The following is a 14,750-nucleotide window of genomic DNA, read 5'->3' as shown; positions in this document are numbered from 1 at the left end:
GGTCGTCGCGCACGGCTATTAGTAGCCGTTCGGCTGATTTGGCATGTAAAGTCCACTGGACTTTACATTTGAGCCAAATCACGCTTTGAAGGAGCTTGAAATGCGTTATGCAATTTCAAGCTCTGTCAAAGCGCCCATGCAAGTCGATTCGCCACTTTGCACCCAGCTGGTGAAGTGGTAAAATATAGCTCAAAAGGTAAAGTGAAACCTGATTATTAGTATGTGAACGAGGAGGTGCTTAAGGAAATGGACAAGCTCGTTCGTTTTTGCCGTGAAGTAGCGACATTCGGCTTGACGGTTGCCTTAATCGCGATGCTGGTTGCCTTAATATGGGATGGCACACTTGCTATTAGAATTGGTTTTACCTCTTTTGCTATTGGTGTCACAGTGATCTCGCTTAAGACTGTCCTTCGAAAGACTGATTGAATTTTGTGAGGTTGAATCTGATTCTAATCGAGTGCTCATCACGGATATTGAGATTGGTAAGCTTTATGTAGAAGTGAACAATGGCAAGGTAGAAGTTGTTAATTTGAAGGCGGATGATGTCTTTCTTAAATGTTGTAATGGGTCGGCTTCAGCAACAAACGTAGAAGTAACTCATGTTTGTACGCTTGATACGTTAAATGGCATGAGTATTTTAGAAGGAACAATCACCAAGGATGCAAGCCTTGAAGTAGATTGTGAGAATGGTGTCACCGAGGTTTCAGATAAGAAGAAGGTAAATTGTAAAAACGATGGATTTGCGCATTACATGGTGCACTGTCTTAATGGGAAAGCTATTGCGAAGTAGCAGACATATAGATCAAAAAAGAAGCAATAAAACTTGATATAAGTTGGAATTAGAGCGTATATAGACATACCAAAATGAAGGAGGAAGCCGTATATGCTCTATGTAAAATTTGATGATTTCGAAGATGTTAGCGTCATGGGAAATGAGAAAGATCATGGAATGTTTATTCCGATTAAGGATGGGAATGTGTATGCTGAGTGCGAACGGTGCGGTGTAGTTGAAAGGATCTCCTCACCATGCGAATTCATTGCTAGTACATTTAGGTCAAGAGTGAACTTCGATGAAGGTTATGAACTTTGCGAGAAGTGTTTGCAAGAGGTTGAGTTTGTTACTGTTGCTTTGAGAACTGGAAAATTATCTAATCGAGAATTGAAATAACTGAAAAAGCAAAGCAGTGATAACCGTAGTAATACAGGAAAAACTAAACGTTAAAAGGTGCACACACTTTGCACCCGGGCGGTAAATGATAATTTAGGGAGGCGTTTTATGTCAGTAATTAAAATTGAAAACCTCACTTTCTCATATTATGGATATGTAAAACCCATATTTAAAAATGTATCGTTTTCCTTTGATACAAACTGGAAAACGGGTTTGATAGGAAGAAATGGAATCGGTAAATCAACTCTATTTAAGTTACTTTTAAATCAAGAAACTTATCAAGGTAAAATAAGCAAGGATGTTGAATTTATTAAATTTCCACCAAATATAAGCGATACTTCAAAATTAGGAATTGAGTTATATAAAGAACTAATATCAGATGATGAAGAATGGAAGTTATTTAGAGAACTCAGTTTGCTAAATGTAGATGAGAACCTTGTTTACAGAGAGTTTGAAACGCTTTCTAAAGGGGAACAAACAAAAATCCTTTTAGCTATTTTGTTTACAAGAGAAGATGGCTTTTTACTTATTGATGAACCAACAAACCATTTAGATATGGACGGAAGAAAAATTGTAAGTGAATATCTGAAAAGTAAAAAAGGATTTTTGCTTATATCTCATGATAGAGATTTTTTAGATGGTTGTATCAATCATGTTATTTCTATTAACAGGAATTCTATTGATGTCCAATCGGGAAATTTTACATCATGGTATGAAAACAAAGTGATGAAAGACCAATTTGAAATTAGTCAAAATGAGAGATTAAGAAAAGATATTAAACGATTAAAAGAGTCTGCAAGACAAAGTCAAATTTGGTCTGATAAAATTGAAAATACTAAAAATGGTGTAAAAGTATCAGGTGTAAAACCAGACAAAGGACATATAGGTCATCAATCAGCCAAGATGATGAAAAAATCTAAGAATTTGGAGAATAGACAAAACAAGGCAATAGAAGAAAAACAGAGTTTACTAAAAGATATCGAAACAAAGGAAAGTCTATTATTGCATCCATTACATCATCATAAAAATCCTCTAATATCGGTTAGCAATTTATCATCATGCTATGGAGAGAGACAGATCCTAAATAATGTAACTTTCGAGATAAAGCAAGGCGACATAGTGGCTATATATGGGGGTAATGGTAGCGGAAAATCAACCTTGATTAAAATTTTATTAGGTATAAATCACGAGTATACAGGTGAGATAAAATTAGCAGGTAATTTAAAAATCTCGTATATTCCTCAAGACACATCTAATTTAACAGGTAGCCTAAATGAATATATTCACGAGCAAGATGTTGATGAAACATTGTGTAAAACAATTCTAAGAAAATTAGATTTTTCAAGAGAATTATTTGAAATGGATATGAAGAATTATAGTGATGGACAAAAAAAGAAAGTTTTAATTGCTGTAAGTTTCTCAAAGCCAGCTCATATATTTGTTTGGGACGAACCACTGAATTATATAGATGTAATATCAAGAATACAGATTGAGGAAATTATAAAAGAAGCAAAGCCTACACTCATATTTGTGGAACACGATAAGCGATTTGTAGAAGATATCGCTAATAAAATAATACAATTTTAAGTAAAATCCAAATTCCAGTTTGTAGTGCCTTAGACTTTTATCATCATACGACATTCCCCTTGCCAGCTTCTCTCCTGCAATGAACGTTAAGGCTCTTTTATTGATGCATGGTTATCATAAGGGTAGTCTTGATACATGATGAAGTTGAATATTTTATCGAGGACTTGAAAAAGCAGGACTTGTTAACAGTGTTCGATGAAAACGTCTTGCTTAGCATGGTTGACTATCTAACTGTGCATCAAGATGGAAAGGTTGAGTTTACTTTCCTTGATGGGAGCAAGACAGAACTAAAGCGTTAAGTTTGCAGGAAATGAGATAAGTCAAAATAAAAGCACATCAGCAAGTCACTGACGTGCTTTTTTGTTGTTAAAAGAGTTACACGTTGAGTATAATAGGATTAGTTGAGTATCGATGGAGAGAAGGGGGTGTGGCTGTCTAAAAAAATGTCCGCACCTCCTGTAGACAAATTTGAATTTTTGGAGGAGAAAATGGTGGATGAATTAAGAAAAGAAATTGCAATTCAGCAGAAAAAAGGATTGCCATTTATCATGGCATCGGTGATTATATGGCTTCTGATAGTACTTGTGTCGATTTTAAATATCAATATGGATATGAAAAATTTATTGGTATTTTGCTGTTCATGTCCATTATTACCGCTGGCTTGGCTCATTGGTAAACTTATAAAGGTTGATATCTTTTCAAAACAAAATCCACTTGGACAATTAGGCTTCATTTTCACCTTAAATCAAATGATTTATTTATTAATCGTTATGTGGGTGTTTAGTGCGGTTCCGGAAAAGATGATTATGGTGTATGCAATGGTCTTTGGCGCACATTTACTGCCGTATTCATGGTTGTATAAATCAAAGGGGTATACAGTTGCTGCAATTTCTATTCCGATGATTTCCTTGATTTTAGGATGTGCATTAAACGGGACAACGGTTGCTGTTGCGGCATGTATTATTGAGATAGTATTTGTTTGTGTATTACATATGGAATTAAAGAAAATGGGAGATAACTACAACAAATCCCAGTTTGTAGAGCTTAGCAAGGATCAAGTTTCTATGAAATAGAAATCTAGATCTAAAAGCGTTATGTGTAAATAATTAAGGCGGTAGTAATACCGTCTTTTTTGATGCCTGAAAAAGTTTCAGAGTTCAAAGCTAAGGTTTCATTGTATCCAACACGTAATGAAACTAGACCACTCAATCTCATGTGGAGATGTTATAAAATCCAGACTATTGAATTTTCTTTAGTCTATTCTTATGTTCAAAAATCAACCTATAGAATAGATGGAGTTATCTCCGGCATCATGGCACTTGACTGTGCTATAAAAAGCGGTAATACAAAGGCAATGCGAAGGTAACACGAACACGAAAAACATGTATGGCAGCTGAGGGATCTTATTCATATAAATTGTGTTGCAATATGCGATACAGTATTTTATGATGTGTGTATGGAGGTTGGTTTATATGGCAGTTACTAAGACAGCGAATGTGAATGTGAGAATACAAGAAAATATTAAGCAGCAGGCGGAGCAGATTCTGGAAACGATTGGAGTTCCTAGGGCTACGGCTATTGACATGTTTTATCGTCAAATCATTCTTAATAAGGGTATTCCGTTTTCGCTTACTATTCCAAAGTCTCTTCCAGCACAAGATGATATGGATGAGAAAACGTTTAACGCGTTGATGGCTAAAGGTTATGATCAGGCGGTTCGTGGTGATAGTTATTCGATAGATGATGTTTTTGAAGATCTTGAACGAGGTCTTTAATGGATGAGTATAAGATAAAAGTCACTCGTCAGGCGAAAGAGCATCTTGCACTTATTCGAGAATATATCGCCACGGAGTTACAAGCACCGATAGTGGCTAAAAGAATGCTCGAGCTGTTGAAGTCGGAAATGATGTCTTTGCAGACGATGCCTTATCGTGTGAAGTTAATTAGTGAGCAGCCGTGGTGTGAACTTGGTTTTAGAAGAATACGCGTAAAAAATTATTACGTTTATTTTTGTGTTGATGATAGTAGAAAAGAAGTTCAAATACTCGCGGTTATCTACGTGAGAAGAGACCAGACTAAACAACTGGAAGAATTGTAATGTAACGCGCTATTAAGCCAATCTTAAACCTTTTAACGATAGCTTTCCCTATCGTTAAAAAGTGCACCCACTATCAATAGTGTGCACTCAAAAAAGTGTAGATATACTACCCGTTCTCTCAATCCACGTGGAGAGTGTCGTATTGATGTCTAGGGCTGATTAGGTTGATTTATAAATGCGGCATGATACAATCGTATTAACAGAACCTCTCCACGCTTAATGTAGTTCTTCTACATGCGGACCACGGAGAGGGCTTTTTGTATGAAAGAGTATACGTATGACATTGAAGCCAGCTTTAACGTATGATCAACAAATTGCAAGACTTGTAAATGACCATCATTTAAAAATTTCTAACATTGAATTTGCAAAAGGAATTTTGACGAAAGTCAACTATTACAGACTTTCTGGTTATGGTGTAGGGTTGAAGAATGCTAATAACAAGGAGTATTATCAAGACACTGTTAGCATAGAACAGCTATTTAATCTTTATTGCTTTGATAGTCAATTTAAAAATAATCTAATGCGAACTATAGAGCAAATTGAGATAGAACTTAGAACTCAGATTGCCTATTACTTATCTATCAAATACGGTCCTGAAGTATTGATGAGTGAGACTAATTTTGTTTACAAGACAAATAAACAAGGACAATCTATTTACTCTATTCTTATAAAAAGCTTGAATAAAGAAATTGAACGACAAAAAAATAAACCTTTTGTTAAGCATCACATAGAAAAATATAATAGTCAATTTCCTATATGGGTTTCTGTGGAATTAATGTCTTTTGGGAGTTTATCTTCATTGTTTAGCATTTTAAAAACTGAAGATCAAAAAAATATATCTCGCTATTACAATACTGATCCTAAATATTTAAAAAACTGGATTTTATGTTTAGTAGAAGTAAGAAATATTTGTGCACACTATACCAGACTTTATAATATGCCTTTAAAAGAAAATCCGCGCCTTTATAAAGAGAATCTTCAATATAAAGGGAAACAAAATAAAATATTTCCTGTACTTTTAATTACTAAAAGAATGCTAAAAGCAAATGAACAGTGGTGTTCTCTTTTGAAAGACTTGAAAAATACGTTTGCTAAATATGAAGGTTCGTTTAGATTTGATTTTATGGGATTTCCTAAAAATTGGGAGGAAATCCTTTAAGTGCTGGTTTAAATTGCTATAGATTTAAATTTAGCTAAGAGTGTTATTGTGCTCTAGTTGCTTGTGTTCTTGGGGAACAAATCGGTGGAATAATCGTAAAAAAATTCCCTACACTGTTTGATTTCTCATGGTAATGGCTTGTTGGTTATTCCAGAAAATAAGGTTCCTGAGTTTAAGAAGTTGCTTGTTTGGGATTATGAAGGTGAAGATTCGCAGGTGATTGCTTCGTTTATGAGGGAATATTGTTGGAAGCATTAAACGTGCATGATGATATTGATTCTTCTGGTTCTTCTGTTTCTTCGAATCTTGCTGTTTATAAAAATTATAGTTTGCTAGTGAACGAAGAGATTAGTGTCGATAATCTAGACAAATTAATAAAAAAAAATAATATATTTATTAAGATTATTATAGTAATCAGAGCGAATGGTAGATCTTGTTTGCTTAATAATCTGTTTTATGATCATTTGATACAGAGTCGTGTTAACGAAAAGGAGGCTAGTAGTGTTATGAGAAGTAAAACTATTTTTTGTAAAACCATTTTTCAAAGTTGTCTTGTTGTGCTTCTGCTGCTAGGTTCTCTTTTTTCTCTTGCGGGATGTGCCGGCGATGATGAGAAGGCGGAGCTTGCGTCGTATCATTGGGAGACGGTAGCGGTATCTCGGGAAGAGTTTCGTATACCAGAAAACTATATGAATAAGGATGAGTTGTATCTCTTTGTGTCACGAGATATTCTGGATTCTCATTATGATTTGTCTAAAGTCACTCTTGGAGATAAGCGTATTAAGTTAGTTGAATCATCGTTCAATTTACCTGGTACAGGACTTAAAGCTTTATTTTTAGTTGGTAAATTTGATTTAAAAGACAAGCCAAGCTCTTGTAAGTCAGGCTCTTGTGTTCTTAAAGTGCCAGGGATTAATAAAACAGGTAATGTTGCTATAGGTTATAAGGAAAAGTAGTAGTATTTTGCACTCAAGAATCAAGTTATTAAGCCAATCTTAACCCTTTTAACGATAGCTTTTTCTATCGTTAAAAAGTGCACCCAGTATCCATAGTGTGTACTCAAAAAAGTGTAGCTATACTCGTAAGTTTCCTAAATCTCACGTTGAGACTGTTGTGGTGATGTCAAAGGCTGATTAGGTGGGTGCAAGTTTGTCCTTGTGTAGCAGGGGTTAGTGAGGGCTATCGTTAAAAGGTTTAGCGTTTGTAGTCATGAAAGGCTTCGTGTTAGTTTTTTAAGCAGCCGATAGGAACTACGCAAACACCGTCTTTGCGGAAATACGCAAAATCGCCTGTTCCAGTTAAAACCATAAGGAAAGATGGCTCGTTCATTTTACTGGTGTCGATTTTTTCTTTCATCGCTTTAAGGCTTTTTACTCCTTCTTCAATGAGCTTTTCGCCTCCGAGTTTAATTTCAATAAGACCGTATTTACCGTTTCTTAAATGAATAACCGCATCGCATTCCTGTCCGTCTTTATCTCTGTAGTGGTAAACTTCGCCGCCTAGAGAATCTGCAAAAATTCGCAGATCTCTGATGCAAAGTGTTTCAAATAGAAAACCGAAAGTATTTAAGTCGTTTATTAAGTCGTTTGGTCCAATTCCCAAAGCCGCTGCAGCAATAGATGGGTCAATATAATAACGCGTATCGGATGAACGAATGGCAGTTTTTGATCTTAGATTTGGATTCCAAGCAGGCATATCTTCTACAACAAATATTTTGCGAAGCGCATCAACGTACGACGCAACGGTTTCCTCGCTAATTGTCTTATCTTCATTAGCAGAAATATCTCGCGAAAGCACAGTATTTGGTACTTGTGCTCCTTGATTCCTTGCGTATGAGCGCATAAGACGCTTAACTTTTTCAGCATCTTTTTGTACGCCGTCGGCACGATTAATGTCGGAGTGTACAACAGCATCGTAGTAATCAAAAGCTTGATCTAAAGCAATTTCATTACGCATATCCACCGATTGTGGCCATCCTCCACGGCATACAAGAAAAGCTAGGCGGTCAATACTTAAGTTTGAATCACCCTCAATACTTTTAGTTCCCGCAAAAAGGTTTTCCAAGCTAGCTTCGCCCGTGGAATCACCGGATTCATATAAGCTCATTGGTCTCATTGTTAGCCACGTGAAGCGCCCAGTACCAGAGTGAGTAATTTCTGTAGTGTTTGCAGGAACAGCAGAACCAGTTAGTATAAATTGCCCAAGCTCACTACGATGATCAACCTCAAACCGTATTGCATCCCAAAGTTTTGGAGCAAGCTGCCATTCGTCAATTAATCTTGGGGTAGCTCCCTTCAGTAATCGCTTTGGGCTTAGTTCCGACATAGCGATATTCTGTTCTTTCTTTTCGGGGTTGTCCATATATAAAACGCTTGCTGCAAATTGTTCTGCAGTAGTGGTTTTCCCACACCATTTCGGCCCTTCAATCAGTACCGCGCCTTTGCCTTCTAGCTTTCTTTTCAAAATATCGTCGGCAATTCTTTTCCTATATTTTTTCAACTCTGTCACCCTGTTTTTTTAATTAAGTCTGCTCGTATTTTCTGCTGATAATATGAATTCTATCATCATTTTCCGACGATTGTCGGAATTCTGTCCCGACGATTGGCGAATTTTCATTCCGATGATTGGCGGGATATTAGTACGACGATTGGCTTTGTTTAGAAATGTGGTTGTAAGGACTAAATGTTAAAAGGCATAGTTTGTGATGGTAATTCGTGACTCCCATTTGTTTTTAACATGCGCTAAGTCGTATATGGTGAACTGTAAGCAATAAGTTTTAATTTTCGTACATTAATATGTTTTATCGATGGATACAATGAATTTATCGCAAGAAGGGATTATACACAAATATTTACCAGATTTTCTAAAGGAATAAACTATGGAACATAATTGCGGATTTATTAACGATAAAAAAGCATTTAGATATAGAGCAGCAGCCATCATAGTTGAAGAAGGTTGTGTGCTATTTGCAAGAAATGATGAGGACGACTATTTCTACTCAGTTGGCGGAGCGGTTCACATGGGCGAGACATCAGAAGAAGCCGTTAAGAGAGAAGTATTTGAAGAGACAGGTCTTAATTACGAAGTAGATCACCTTGCCGTCATACACGAGAACTTATTCATCGGCAGCTCTGGGTTAAAAGGAGTAGACTTCCATGAGCTGACATTCTACTACATGATGAAGCCCATGGGAAAAAGAGATTTTACGAGCCAAAGCACTACAGAGTCAGGTTCTAAAGAGACAATGCATTGGTTACCTATAGATGAGCTTGATAAGTGCAAGGCTTACCCGACATTTATGAAAGAATATCTTAAATCGGAGCATAGTGGAATAGAGCATATAATTTCAGATGAAAGATATTAATGAATCCCGCTATTATAGCGAGAGATCTTTCCATGGAAAATTTGATTTAAAAGACAAGCCAGGCTCTGATGTTCTTAAAGTACCAGGTATTGATAGCAGGTAATGTTGCTGTAGGTTATAAGAAGAAATAGTGATATTTTGCACTCAAGAATCAAGTTACCAAGTCAATCTTAACCCTTTTAACTATAGCCTTTCCTATCGTTAAAAAGTGCACCCAGTATCCATAGTGTGCACTTGAAAAAAATAAAAAATTTTTCTTTAATAAAGCTTGTATGTGTGGTTTTTTTTTAAAATGGTAATACTATTAAGGCTAAACAGCCTGGTACGGATTCTAATTTTAATAGAATTGCATTCTTATTAGAATTGCATATTAAGAATAAGGGGAACTTATGAAATTAATTAGACCAGATAGTAAATATATTCAAGGTTATATAGAAGCTAATGAAGAAGATGAAATTTTTAGGCCGAATGCAGAAAGACGTTTTATACACCCTGAGACAATTATAGAGAGTTCTTATAACTATGAACATGGTATAAATTTGCCTGAAAATTATGTTAGAGCTACTACATTTTGGTTGATAGATAATGAAAAATTTATTGGTGAAATTAATATTAGGCATGAATTAAATTCTTTTTTAATTAACTATGGTGGTCACATAGGGTACGAAGTTAGACAATCTGAATGTATGAAGGGCTATGGAACAAAAATGCTTTCTATGGCACTTACATATTGTAAAGAGACTTTGAATCTACATAAAATTTTGATTACATGCGATGATGACAATATTGGCTCCATACGAGTTATAGAAAATAATGGTGGAATTTTAGAAAACAAAGTGAAAAATAGCTTATCAAGAGGAAACGTTACAACAAGAAGGTATTGGATTAATATATAGAGGAAAGATGATGAGTGAGACGAATGTAAGGCCAGTTCTTTTCAAGCATGCTTTTTGGGGTCATGTGATTACAGAAACTGTTGCTGGCATTTGCACGCTTATTATTGCGTTGCTTGTACAGCAGTTCGTAGGGCACCGCGTACTAGGTTGGGAAACTGTGGTCATACTCGCGCTGAGTGTTGTGGTGTTTTCGCTGCTAAGCACAGCGTATCTGCAATGGGATAGGCATCGAAGGCCAGATGACGGGTCTGGCGATTTGCTTATCGGAATCATCGATTTTGTGCTCAGGCTTCTGGTGACCTCTGGTATTGCTTTATTGCTTGTTTCCGATATCACGTTGCTAAGCATTATTATTGGTGCAGTGATCACTAGTGTGTTGCTGTTTGTTTTTGAAAAGCCTTGGCAGCCAGGTATGACGGATGCGCAATTACAGGAAGCTTCAAAGAAATCGGTTGAGCTTGGCGTTCAAATGCTTGAAGAAGAGCGCGTAAAGCGCGCCGAGGCGAGAAACAAGATTGCATTACAGCATGCGAGCGAAGGTAAAACAGACACTTCTAGAGGCGTGTCTCTAACATTCTCCTCGTTAATCGTTGCGAATATGCTGATGGAAGCAGTATATGCTGTTGTTACATTTTTGCTTGCATTGATGTTGCAATGGTGGATGCTGGGTAGTATTGCTGGCTGGCGAACGCTACTCGTCATATTCTTGGGCAATATGCTATTTTCTTGCGCGGCGTCTGCGATTATGGTTCTGATGGGCGCATTGAAGGCTGATCAACAGAAATGCCTAACAAAAAGTTGGCCTTTCTTAGTTATTGTTGTACTGCTTCGACTGCTGATCTTCGGTGTTCTCGCTTGGCTTCTTACACCGAGTTTGGCATGGGTAAGCGTAGTCGTTGGTATTGTGCTTACCAATATTGTTCTCGTTATCAAGTGGCACCCACGGAGAAGAACCGCAGTAGCCGCATAAGATTTTATAAGACTGTTTTCTTCTTCTTTAAGCAAAAGGCTCTACGTACGTGGAGAGCGTTGTTTTTATGCTGATAGTTACGCAATACATAATAATGTGATAAAAACACTAAAATACGTATAATTATGTGATTAAATACACCAAGACATACATAATAGTGTGATATTCACTAAGATATAATGCAATTTTTGCTTTTTTTTTAAACAAGAGTATTGTGTTATTAAATTTGTCAAATAAGCTATTGGATTTGTGTAGTTTGTAGTGAATTATTTAAGTTTGATAGCGATTTGAAGGTAGTTATGTAAGTTTGCATGTAAGCCTGCGTGTAAGTAGTTATGTAGTCTTGCATGCAAGTTTGCATTGTTTGGAAAGAGTTTTAGGGGAGAGATGGTTGCTGTGAAGTCAATTTTTAGTAAGAATAATATTTTTATTCGCATGAGATCTATTAGTCCTGCATTGCGATGGGCTCTGGTTGGCTTCTGTTTTTCTATGCTCGGCAATCAAGCGTATGAAGGCTCGGTTTTGCCTTCTATTATTATTGTGGGCTTGCCTGCTTGGGTGATTGGTTTTCGTAAGACTTTCATGACGGTTGCCGATTTTCTTTCGCCATGCTCTGGTTGGATTGTTGATAAGCTTGGCGGTTTTCGCGCTCTTGCTATGACCGAAGGTGTAGAAGGCGTGCTCAGTTTACTACCGCTTCTTATGTTTGGCTCTCCTGCGTGGAAGTGGTCGCTTGTTGCTCTTTCTTGTGCGTTGTTGATTACTGGTCAAGTGATTGATATTGCTAGCGAAGTTTTCGAGGTTGATGCTGCAGGTGGTGATGACAGCATGATTGTCAACTACAGCGGCATTGTGAGTATTTTGGCGAGTATTACAGGAACCTTGCTTGGCTCTCCATTGGGATCTTGGATTGCAAGCTGGTCGATTCCTGCGGTTTTGATTTTCTCGTCCGTGACTTCTTTTGCGGCTTGTGCTACGCGATTTATTATGAAACAAGACATTGCGCAAGCGTCTTGCGTAGAAGAGGAAGCGTCGCAAGATGCAGAGAATGAATCGCAAGAATCGCAAGAATCGCAAGCAAATGATGTGACTAACAAATCTACATCTAAGCAATCTACAAATCCTCAGCTCAAGAGTAAAATCATGCTTCTTGCTGGATCTCTTTTGGTTGCTTTTATTCCTGCATGCTCTGTTTCCTATATTCTTCTTGGTATTGGTAAGCAATATGGCTCTCAATCTTTAACAATACTGTATATTTTCACTGGCATAGGAAGCGTACTTGCGTCCGTTTTATATGCGCATTCGTCTCAAAAACTCGGTTTAAGAAAAATAGCGGTTTTAGGAATTGTTGTGAGCTTAGCTGCTTATTGCCTTATGTTTATTAATCTTTTGCCAATAATGTGCTTCGCATTATTCCTTCAAGCGATTGGCGGAATGTTGTTAGTGGAGCCGATTATTGTTGCGCGTCAGATTCTGTTTAAAGGAAGTACGCTCGCTAAGTTCTCTGGTTGGGCGCGCCTCGCGTTTGCGATTGGTGCTACTACTGGTTCTTGGATTGGATTTGCATTCTCGTCTACGTTCCAATGGCAGCTTTTGCCTATACTAGCGCTGATTTTTACTGTCGGTTTGCTGGCTGTTTTGCCTCAGTTGCCAAACACTAGTTACGCTAGAGATTAGGGATATAGTGGTGATTTTGACATTTTTTATCGCTGGATAATTCTTAATAATTTATTATGTTTTCGCTTGCTGCTTAGATTATGTGTCTAGGCTTGTGTTCGGCTACAATCTCTTAGCTGTAGCAGAATTAAGCCATCTGACTTTAATTTTCTAATCAAGATGATATATCAGTTCTTGGGTTCTAAAAGTCCGCAATAAATTACTATGATTGGTACTAATATCAGAGAGGAAAAATGCTAAAAATGTTATAATATAAGCAATTTATCTATAGTTACTTGGGGGAATTAAGATGGCAATAAAAAATCAAGATTATATAAAAAATTTGATAAGAGAGTTGATTTCTTTACCAAATGAAACAGAATGGGTTGAATTTAAGCACAATAATGATGAGCCTCAGATGATAGGTGAGTATATTTCTGCTTTGAGCAATTCTGCGACTTTACTGGGAAGACCTAAAGCATATTTACTTTGGGGTGTTGATGATAATACACATAAAATTTTAGGGACTACATTTGATTATAGGAATAGTAAAAAAGGCTCAGAAGAATTTGAAGCATGGTTATCGAGAATTACAAATCCAAGGATAGATTTTAGATTTTATAAAACAGAAATTGAGAGTAAAAACGTAATCTTGCTCGAAATTCCATGTGCAGAAAAGCAGCCGATTAAGTTTTCAGGTGAAGAATACATTAGAATTGGAACAAATAAGAAGAAGTTGAAAGAATATCCTGATAAAGAGAGATCTTTATGGGCAGCATTTGATACAACTCCGTTTGAATTAAGAAATGCAAAAGATAATATTTCGTTTAATGAGATATTAGATGTGCTTAGCGCATCGGGATATTATGAAAAAATGGGGTTTGCTCTACCACAAAATATAAATAAGATATTGGATGATTTCGCCAATGAAAAATTTATAAAAAGAAATGATTCTGGAAGCTATGACATTACTAATTTAGGAGCATTACTTATTTCAAAAGATTTAAAGAATTTTGATAGTTTGGCTCATAAATCTGTAAGGGTAATTTGGTACAAAGATAACGATAGGCTCGAAACGATAAGAGAAAAAGTATTTAGTGAAGGTTATGCAATTTCATATGAGAAAATTGTAGACTATGTTTTGACTGTCATTCCGCAAGAGGAGATAATTGAAGATTCTATAAGAAAAACTAATCTTGGTTATCCTGAGATAGCTATTCGTGAATTAATTGCCAATATTATGATTCATCAAGCTATTGAACAAAAAGGGACAAGCCCTATGATTGAGTTATTCAAAGATAGGATTGAATTTTCAAATGCAGGTTCACCCTTGGTTGCGATAGATCGCATTGTTGATACAGTTCCAATTTCAAGAAATGAAAATCTTGCAGGATTTATGCACAAATGTGGGATTTGTGAAGAAAGAGGAAGTGGTTTTGATAAAATAATTGATTCTACAAGTAAGAGTTCTATGCTTGCTCCCAAAATCGAAAATCAAAGTGATAAATTCACAAAAGTAACTCTTTATATGAAAGCTCCTTTTGATTTGATTAGTAAAGAAGATAGAGTAAGGACTTGTTATATGCAAGCCTGTTTTTTGTATGTTAAGGGAGAAAGCATATCGAATAATTCTCTTAGAGATTTATTCAATATAAATGATAAAGATAAATATAAAGCATCGAGAATTATTAAGGATGCTTTGGAAGCAAAACTTATTAAGCCTGTTGATGAAAATACAGCTCCAAGATATATGAAGTATATTCCGTTTTGGGCTTGATTTAAGTTGCAGTAAGTTGCAGTAACTTGCAAAAGTGTGATCTATTTGGAAAAACCTGTGATATAAGCCTAGTAA

At 36.3% G+C, this 14,750-nt stretch carries 15 protein-coding genes and 1 pseudogene; 15 read left to right on the top strand and 1 reads right to left on the bottom strand.

What is annotated here, in order from left to right; translation table 11 throughout:
- Window positions 1–246 precede the first annotated feature (246 nt).
- From ACNEUN_RS02075 to ACNEUN_RS02030, 10 genes and pseudogenes are all read left to right on the top strand, one after another.
- Window positions 247–426, top strand: a complete 180-nt coding sequence (locus tag ACNEUN_RS02075; protein ID WP_004128547.1) for a hypothetical protein — start codon at window positions 247–249, stop codon at window positions 424–426.
- Window positions 422–790, top strand: a pseudogene (locus ACNEUN_RS02070) (DUF4097 family beta strand repeat-containing protein); the annotation flags it as partial. The gene ACNEUN_RS02075 and the pseudogene ACNEUN_RS02070, both read left to right, overlap by 5 nt.
- A 93-nt stretch (window positions 791–883) precedes the next feature.
- Window positions 884–1,168 carry a hypothetical protein gene (locus tag ACNEUN_RS02065; RefSeq protein WP_463630511.1) on the top strand — a complete coding sequence of 95 codons (285 nt, stop codon included), beginning with the start codon at window positions 884–886 and terminating at the stop codon, window positions 1,166–1,168.
- A 108-nt stretch (window positions 1,169–1,276) separates the two neighbouring features.
- A complete protein-coding gene (locus ACNEUN_RS02060) occupies window positions 1,277–2,755 on the top strand; it encodes an Lsa family ABC-F type ribosomal protection protein (protein ID WP_463630509.1) in 1,479 nt (492 codons plus the stop codon).
- A gap of 488 nt (window positions 2,756–3,243) precedes the next feature.
- Complete coding sequence (locus ACNEUN_RS02055) at window positions 3,244–3,828, top strand: DUF7010 family protein (protein WP_463630801.1); 585 nt, start codon at window positions 3,244–3,246, stop codon at window positions 3,826–3,828.
- Between the two features lie 399 nt (window positions 3,829–4,227).
- Window positions 4,228–4,530, top strand: a complete 303-nt coding sequence (locus ACNEUN_RS02050) for a type II toxin-antitoxin system RelB/DinJ family antitoxin (protein ID WP_463630507.1) — start codon at window positions 4,228–4,230, stop codon at window positions 4,528–4,530.
- Window positions 4,530–4,853: a type II toxin-antitoxin system RelE/ParE family toxin gene (locus tag ACNEUN_RS02045; RefSeq protein ID WP_004133090.1), complete on the top strand. Its 324-nt coding sequence runs from the start codon at window positions 4,530–4,532 to the stop codon at window positions 4,851–4,853. Before ACNEUN_RS02050 ends, ACNEUN_RS02045 begins: the two co-directional genes overlap by 1 nt.
- Window positions 4,854–5,130: 277 nt before the next feature.
- Window positions 5,131–6,012 carry an Abi family protein gene (locus ACNEUN_RS02040; RefSeq protein ID WP_463630505.1) on the top strand — a complete coding sequence of 294 codons (882 nt, stop codon included), beginning with the start codon at window positions 5,131–5,133 and terminating at the stop codon, window positions 6,010–6,012.
- A 117-nt stretch (window positions 6,013–6,129) separates the two neighbouring features.
- Window positions 6,130–6,270 carry a hypothetical protein gene (locus ACNEUN_RS02035; protein WP_463630504.1) on the top strand — a complete coding sequence of 47 codons (141 nt, stop codon included), beginning with the start codon at window positions 6,130–6,132 and terminating at the stop codon, window positions 6,268–6,270.
- A gap of 248 nt (window positions 6,271–6,518) precedes the next feature.
- Window positions 6,519–6,968, top strand: coding sequence for a hypothetical protein (locus ACNEUN_RS02030; protein ID WP_463630799.1), 450 nt, complete (start codon window positions 6,519–6,521; stop codon window positions 6,966–6,968).
- A gap of 268 nt (window positions 6,969–7,236) precedes the next feature.
- Here ACNEUN_RS02030 and ACNEUN_RS02025 read toward each other — a convergent pair whose 3' ends face one another.
- A complete protein-coding gene (locus tag ACNEUN_RS02025) occupies window positions 7,237–8,511 on the bottom strand; it encodes an ATP-binding protein (protein ID WP_463630502.1) in 1,275 nt (424 codons plus the stop codon).
- Window positions 8,512–8,890: 379 nt separating this feature from the next.
- Here ACNEUN_RS02025 and ACNEUN_RS02020 point away from each other — a divergent pair, with 379 nt between their 5' ends.
- From ACNEUN_RS02020 to ACNEUN_RS02000, 5 genes are all read left to right on the top strand, one after another.
- A complete protein-coding gene (locus tag ACNEUN_RS02020; protein WP_463630501.1) occupies window positions 8,891–9,376 on the top strand; it encodes an NUDIX hydrolase in 486 nt (161 codons plus the stop codon).
- A gap of 389 nt (window positions 9,377–9,765) precedes the next feature.
- On the top strand, window positions 9,766–10,272 hold the full coding sequence (locus ACNEUN_RS02015; RefSeq protein WP_415695539.1) for a GNAT family N-acetyltransferase: 507 nt from the start codon (window positions 9,766–9,768) through the stop codon (window positions 10,270–10,272).
- Between the two features lie 10 nt (window positions 10,273–10,282).
- On the top strand, window positions 10,283–11,242 hold the full coding sequence (locus ACNEUN_RS02010) for a hypothetical protein (protein ID WP_463630500.1): 960 nt from the start codon (window positions 10,283–10,285) through the stop codon (window positions 11,240–11,242).
- Window positions 11,243–11,629: 387 nt separating this feature from the next.
- Window positions 11,630–12,919: an MFS transporter gene (locus ACNEUN_RS02005; RefSeq protein WP_463630498.1), complete on the top strand. Its 1,290-nt coding sequence runs from the start codon at window positions 11,630–11,632 to the stop codon at window positions 12,917–12,919.
- 289 nt (window positions 12,920–13,208) lie between these two features.
- Window positions 13,209–14,675, top strand: coding sequence for an RNA-binding domain-containing protein (locus ACNEUN_RS02000; protein WP_463630496.1), 1,467 nt, complete (start codon window positions 13,209–13,211; stop codon window positions 14,673–14,675).
- Window positions 14,676–14,750 lie beyond the last annotated feature (75 nt).

The organism is Gardnerella sp. C0684A1 (genome assembly GCF_055326835.1).
The sequence above is the reverse complement of the archived record's forward strand: the minus strand, read 5'-3'. Positions and strand labels throughout refer to the sequence as shown.

Bases quoted from the DNA above. Each gene is read 5' to 3' on its own strand.
- ACNEUN_RS02000 (WP_463630496.1), top strand. From the start codon at position 13,209: ATGGCAATAAAAAATCAAGATTATATAAAAAATTTGATAAGAGAGTTG.
- ACNEUN_RS02055 (WP_463630801.1), top strand. From the start codon at position 3,244: ATGGTGGATGAATTAAGAAAAGAAATTGCAATTCAGCAGAAAAAAGGA.
- ACNEUN_RS02075 (WP_004128547.1), top strand. From the start codon at position 247: ATGGACAAGCTCGTTCGTTTTTGCCGTGAAGTAGCGACATTCGGCTTG.
- ACNEUN_RS02040 (WP_463630505.1), top strand. From the start codon at position 5,131: ATGACATTGAAGCCAGCTTTAACGTATGATCAACAAATTGCAAGACTT.
- ACNEUN_RS02020 (WP_463630501.1), top strand. From the start codon at position 8,891: ATGGAACATAATTGCGGATTTATTAACGATAAAAAAGCATTTAGATAT.
- ACNEUN_RS02015 (WP_415695539.1), top strand. From the start codon at position 9,766: ATGAAATTAATTAGACCAGATAGTAAATATATTCAAGGTTATATAGAA.
- ACNEUN_RS02060 (WP_463630509.1), top strand. From the start codon at position 1,277: ATGTCAGTAATTAAAATTGAAAACCTCACTTTCTCATATTATGGATAT.
- ACNEUN_RS02010 (WP_463630500.1), top strand. From the start codon at position 10,283: ATGAGTGAGACGAATGTAAGGCCAGTTCTTTTCAAGCATGCTTTTTGG.
- ACNEUN_RS02045 (WP_004133090.1), top strand. From the start codon at position 4,530: ATGGATGAGTATAAGATAAAAGTCACTCGTCAGGCGAAAGAGCATCTT.
- ACNEUN_RS02030 (WP_463630799.1), top strand. From the start codon at position 6,519: ATGAGAAGTAAAACTATTTTTTGTAAAACCATTTTTCAAAGTTGTCTT.
- ACNEUN_RS02050 (WP_463630507.1), top strand. From the start codon at position 4,228: ATGGCAGTTACTAAGACAGCGAATGTGAATGTGAGAATACAAGAAAAT.
- ACNEUN_RS02005 (WP_463630498.1), top strand. From the start codon at position 11,630: ATGGTTGCTGTGAAGTCAATTTTTAGTAAGAATAATATTTTTATTCGC.
- ACNEUN_RS02065 (WP_463630511.1), top strand. From the start codon at position 884: ATGCTCTATGTAAAATTTGATGATTTCGAAGATGTTAGCGTCATGGGA.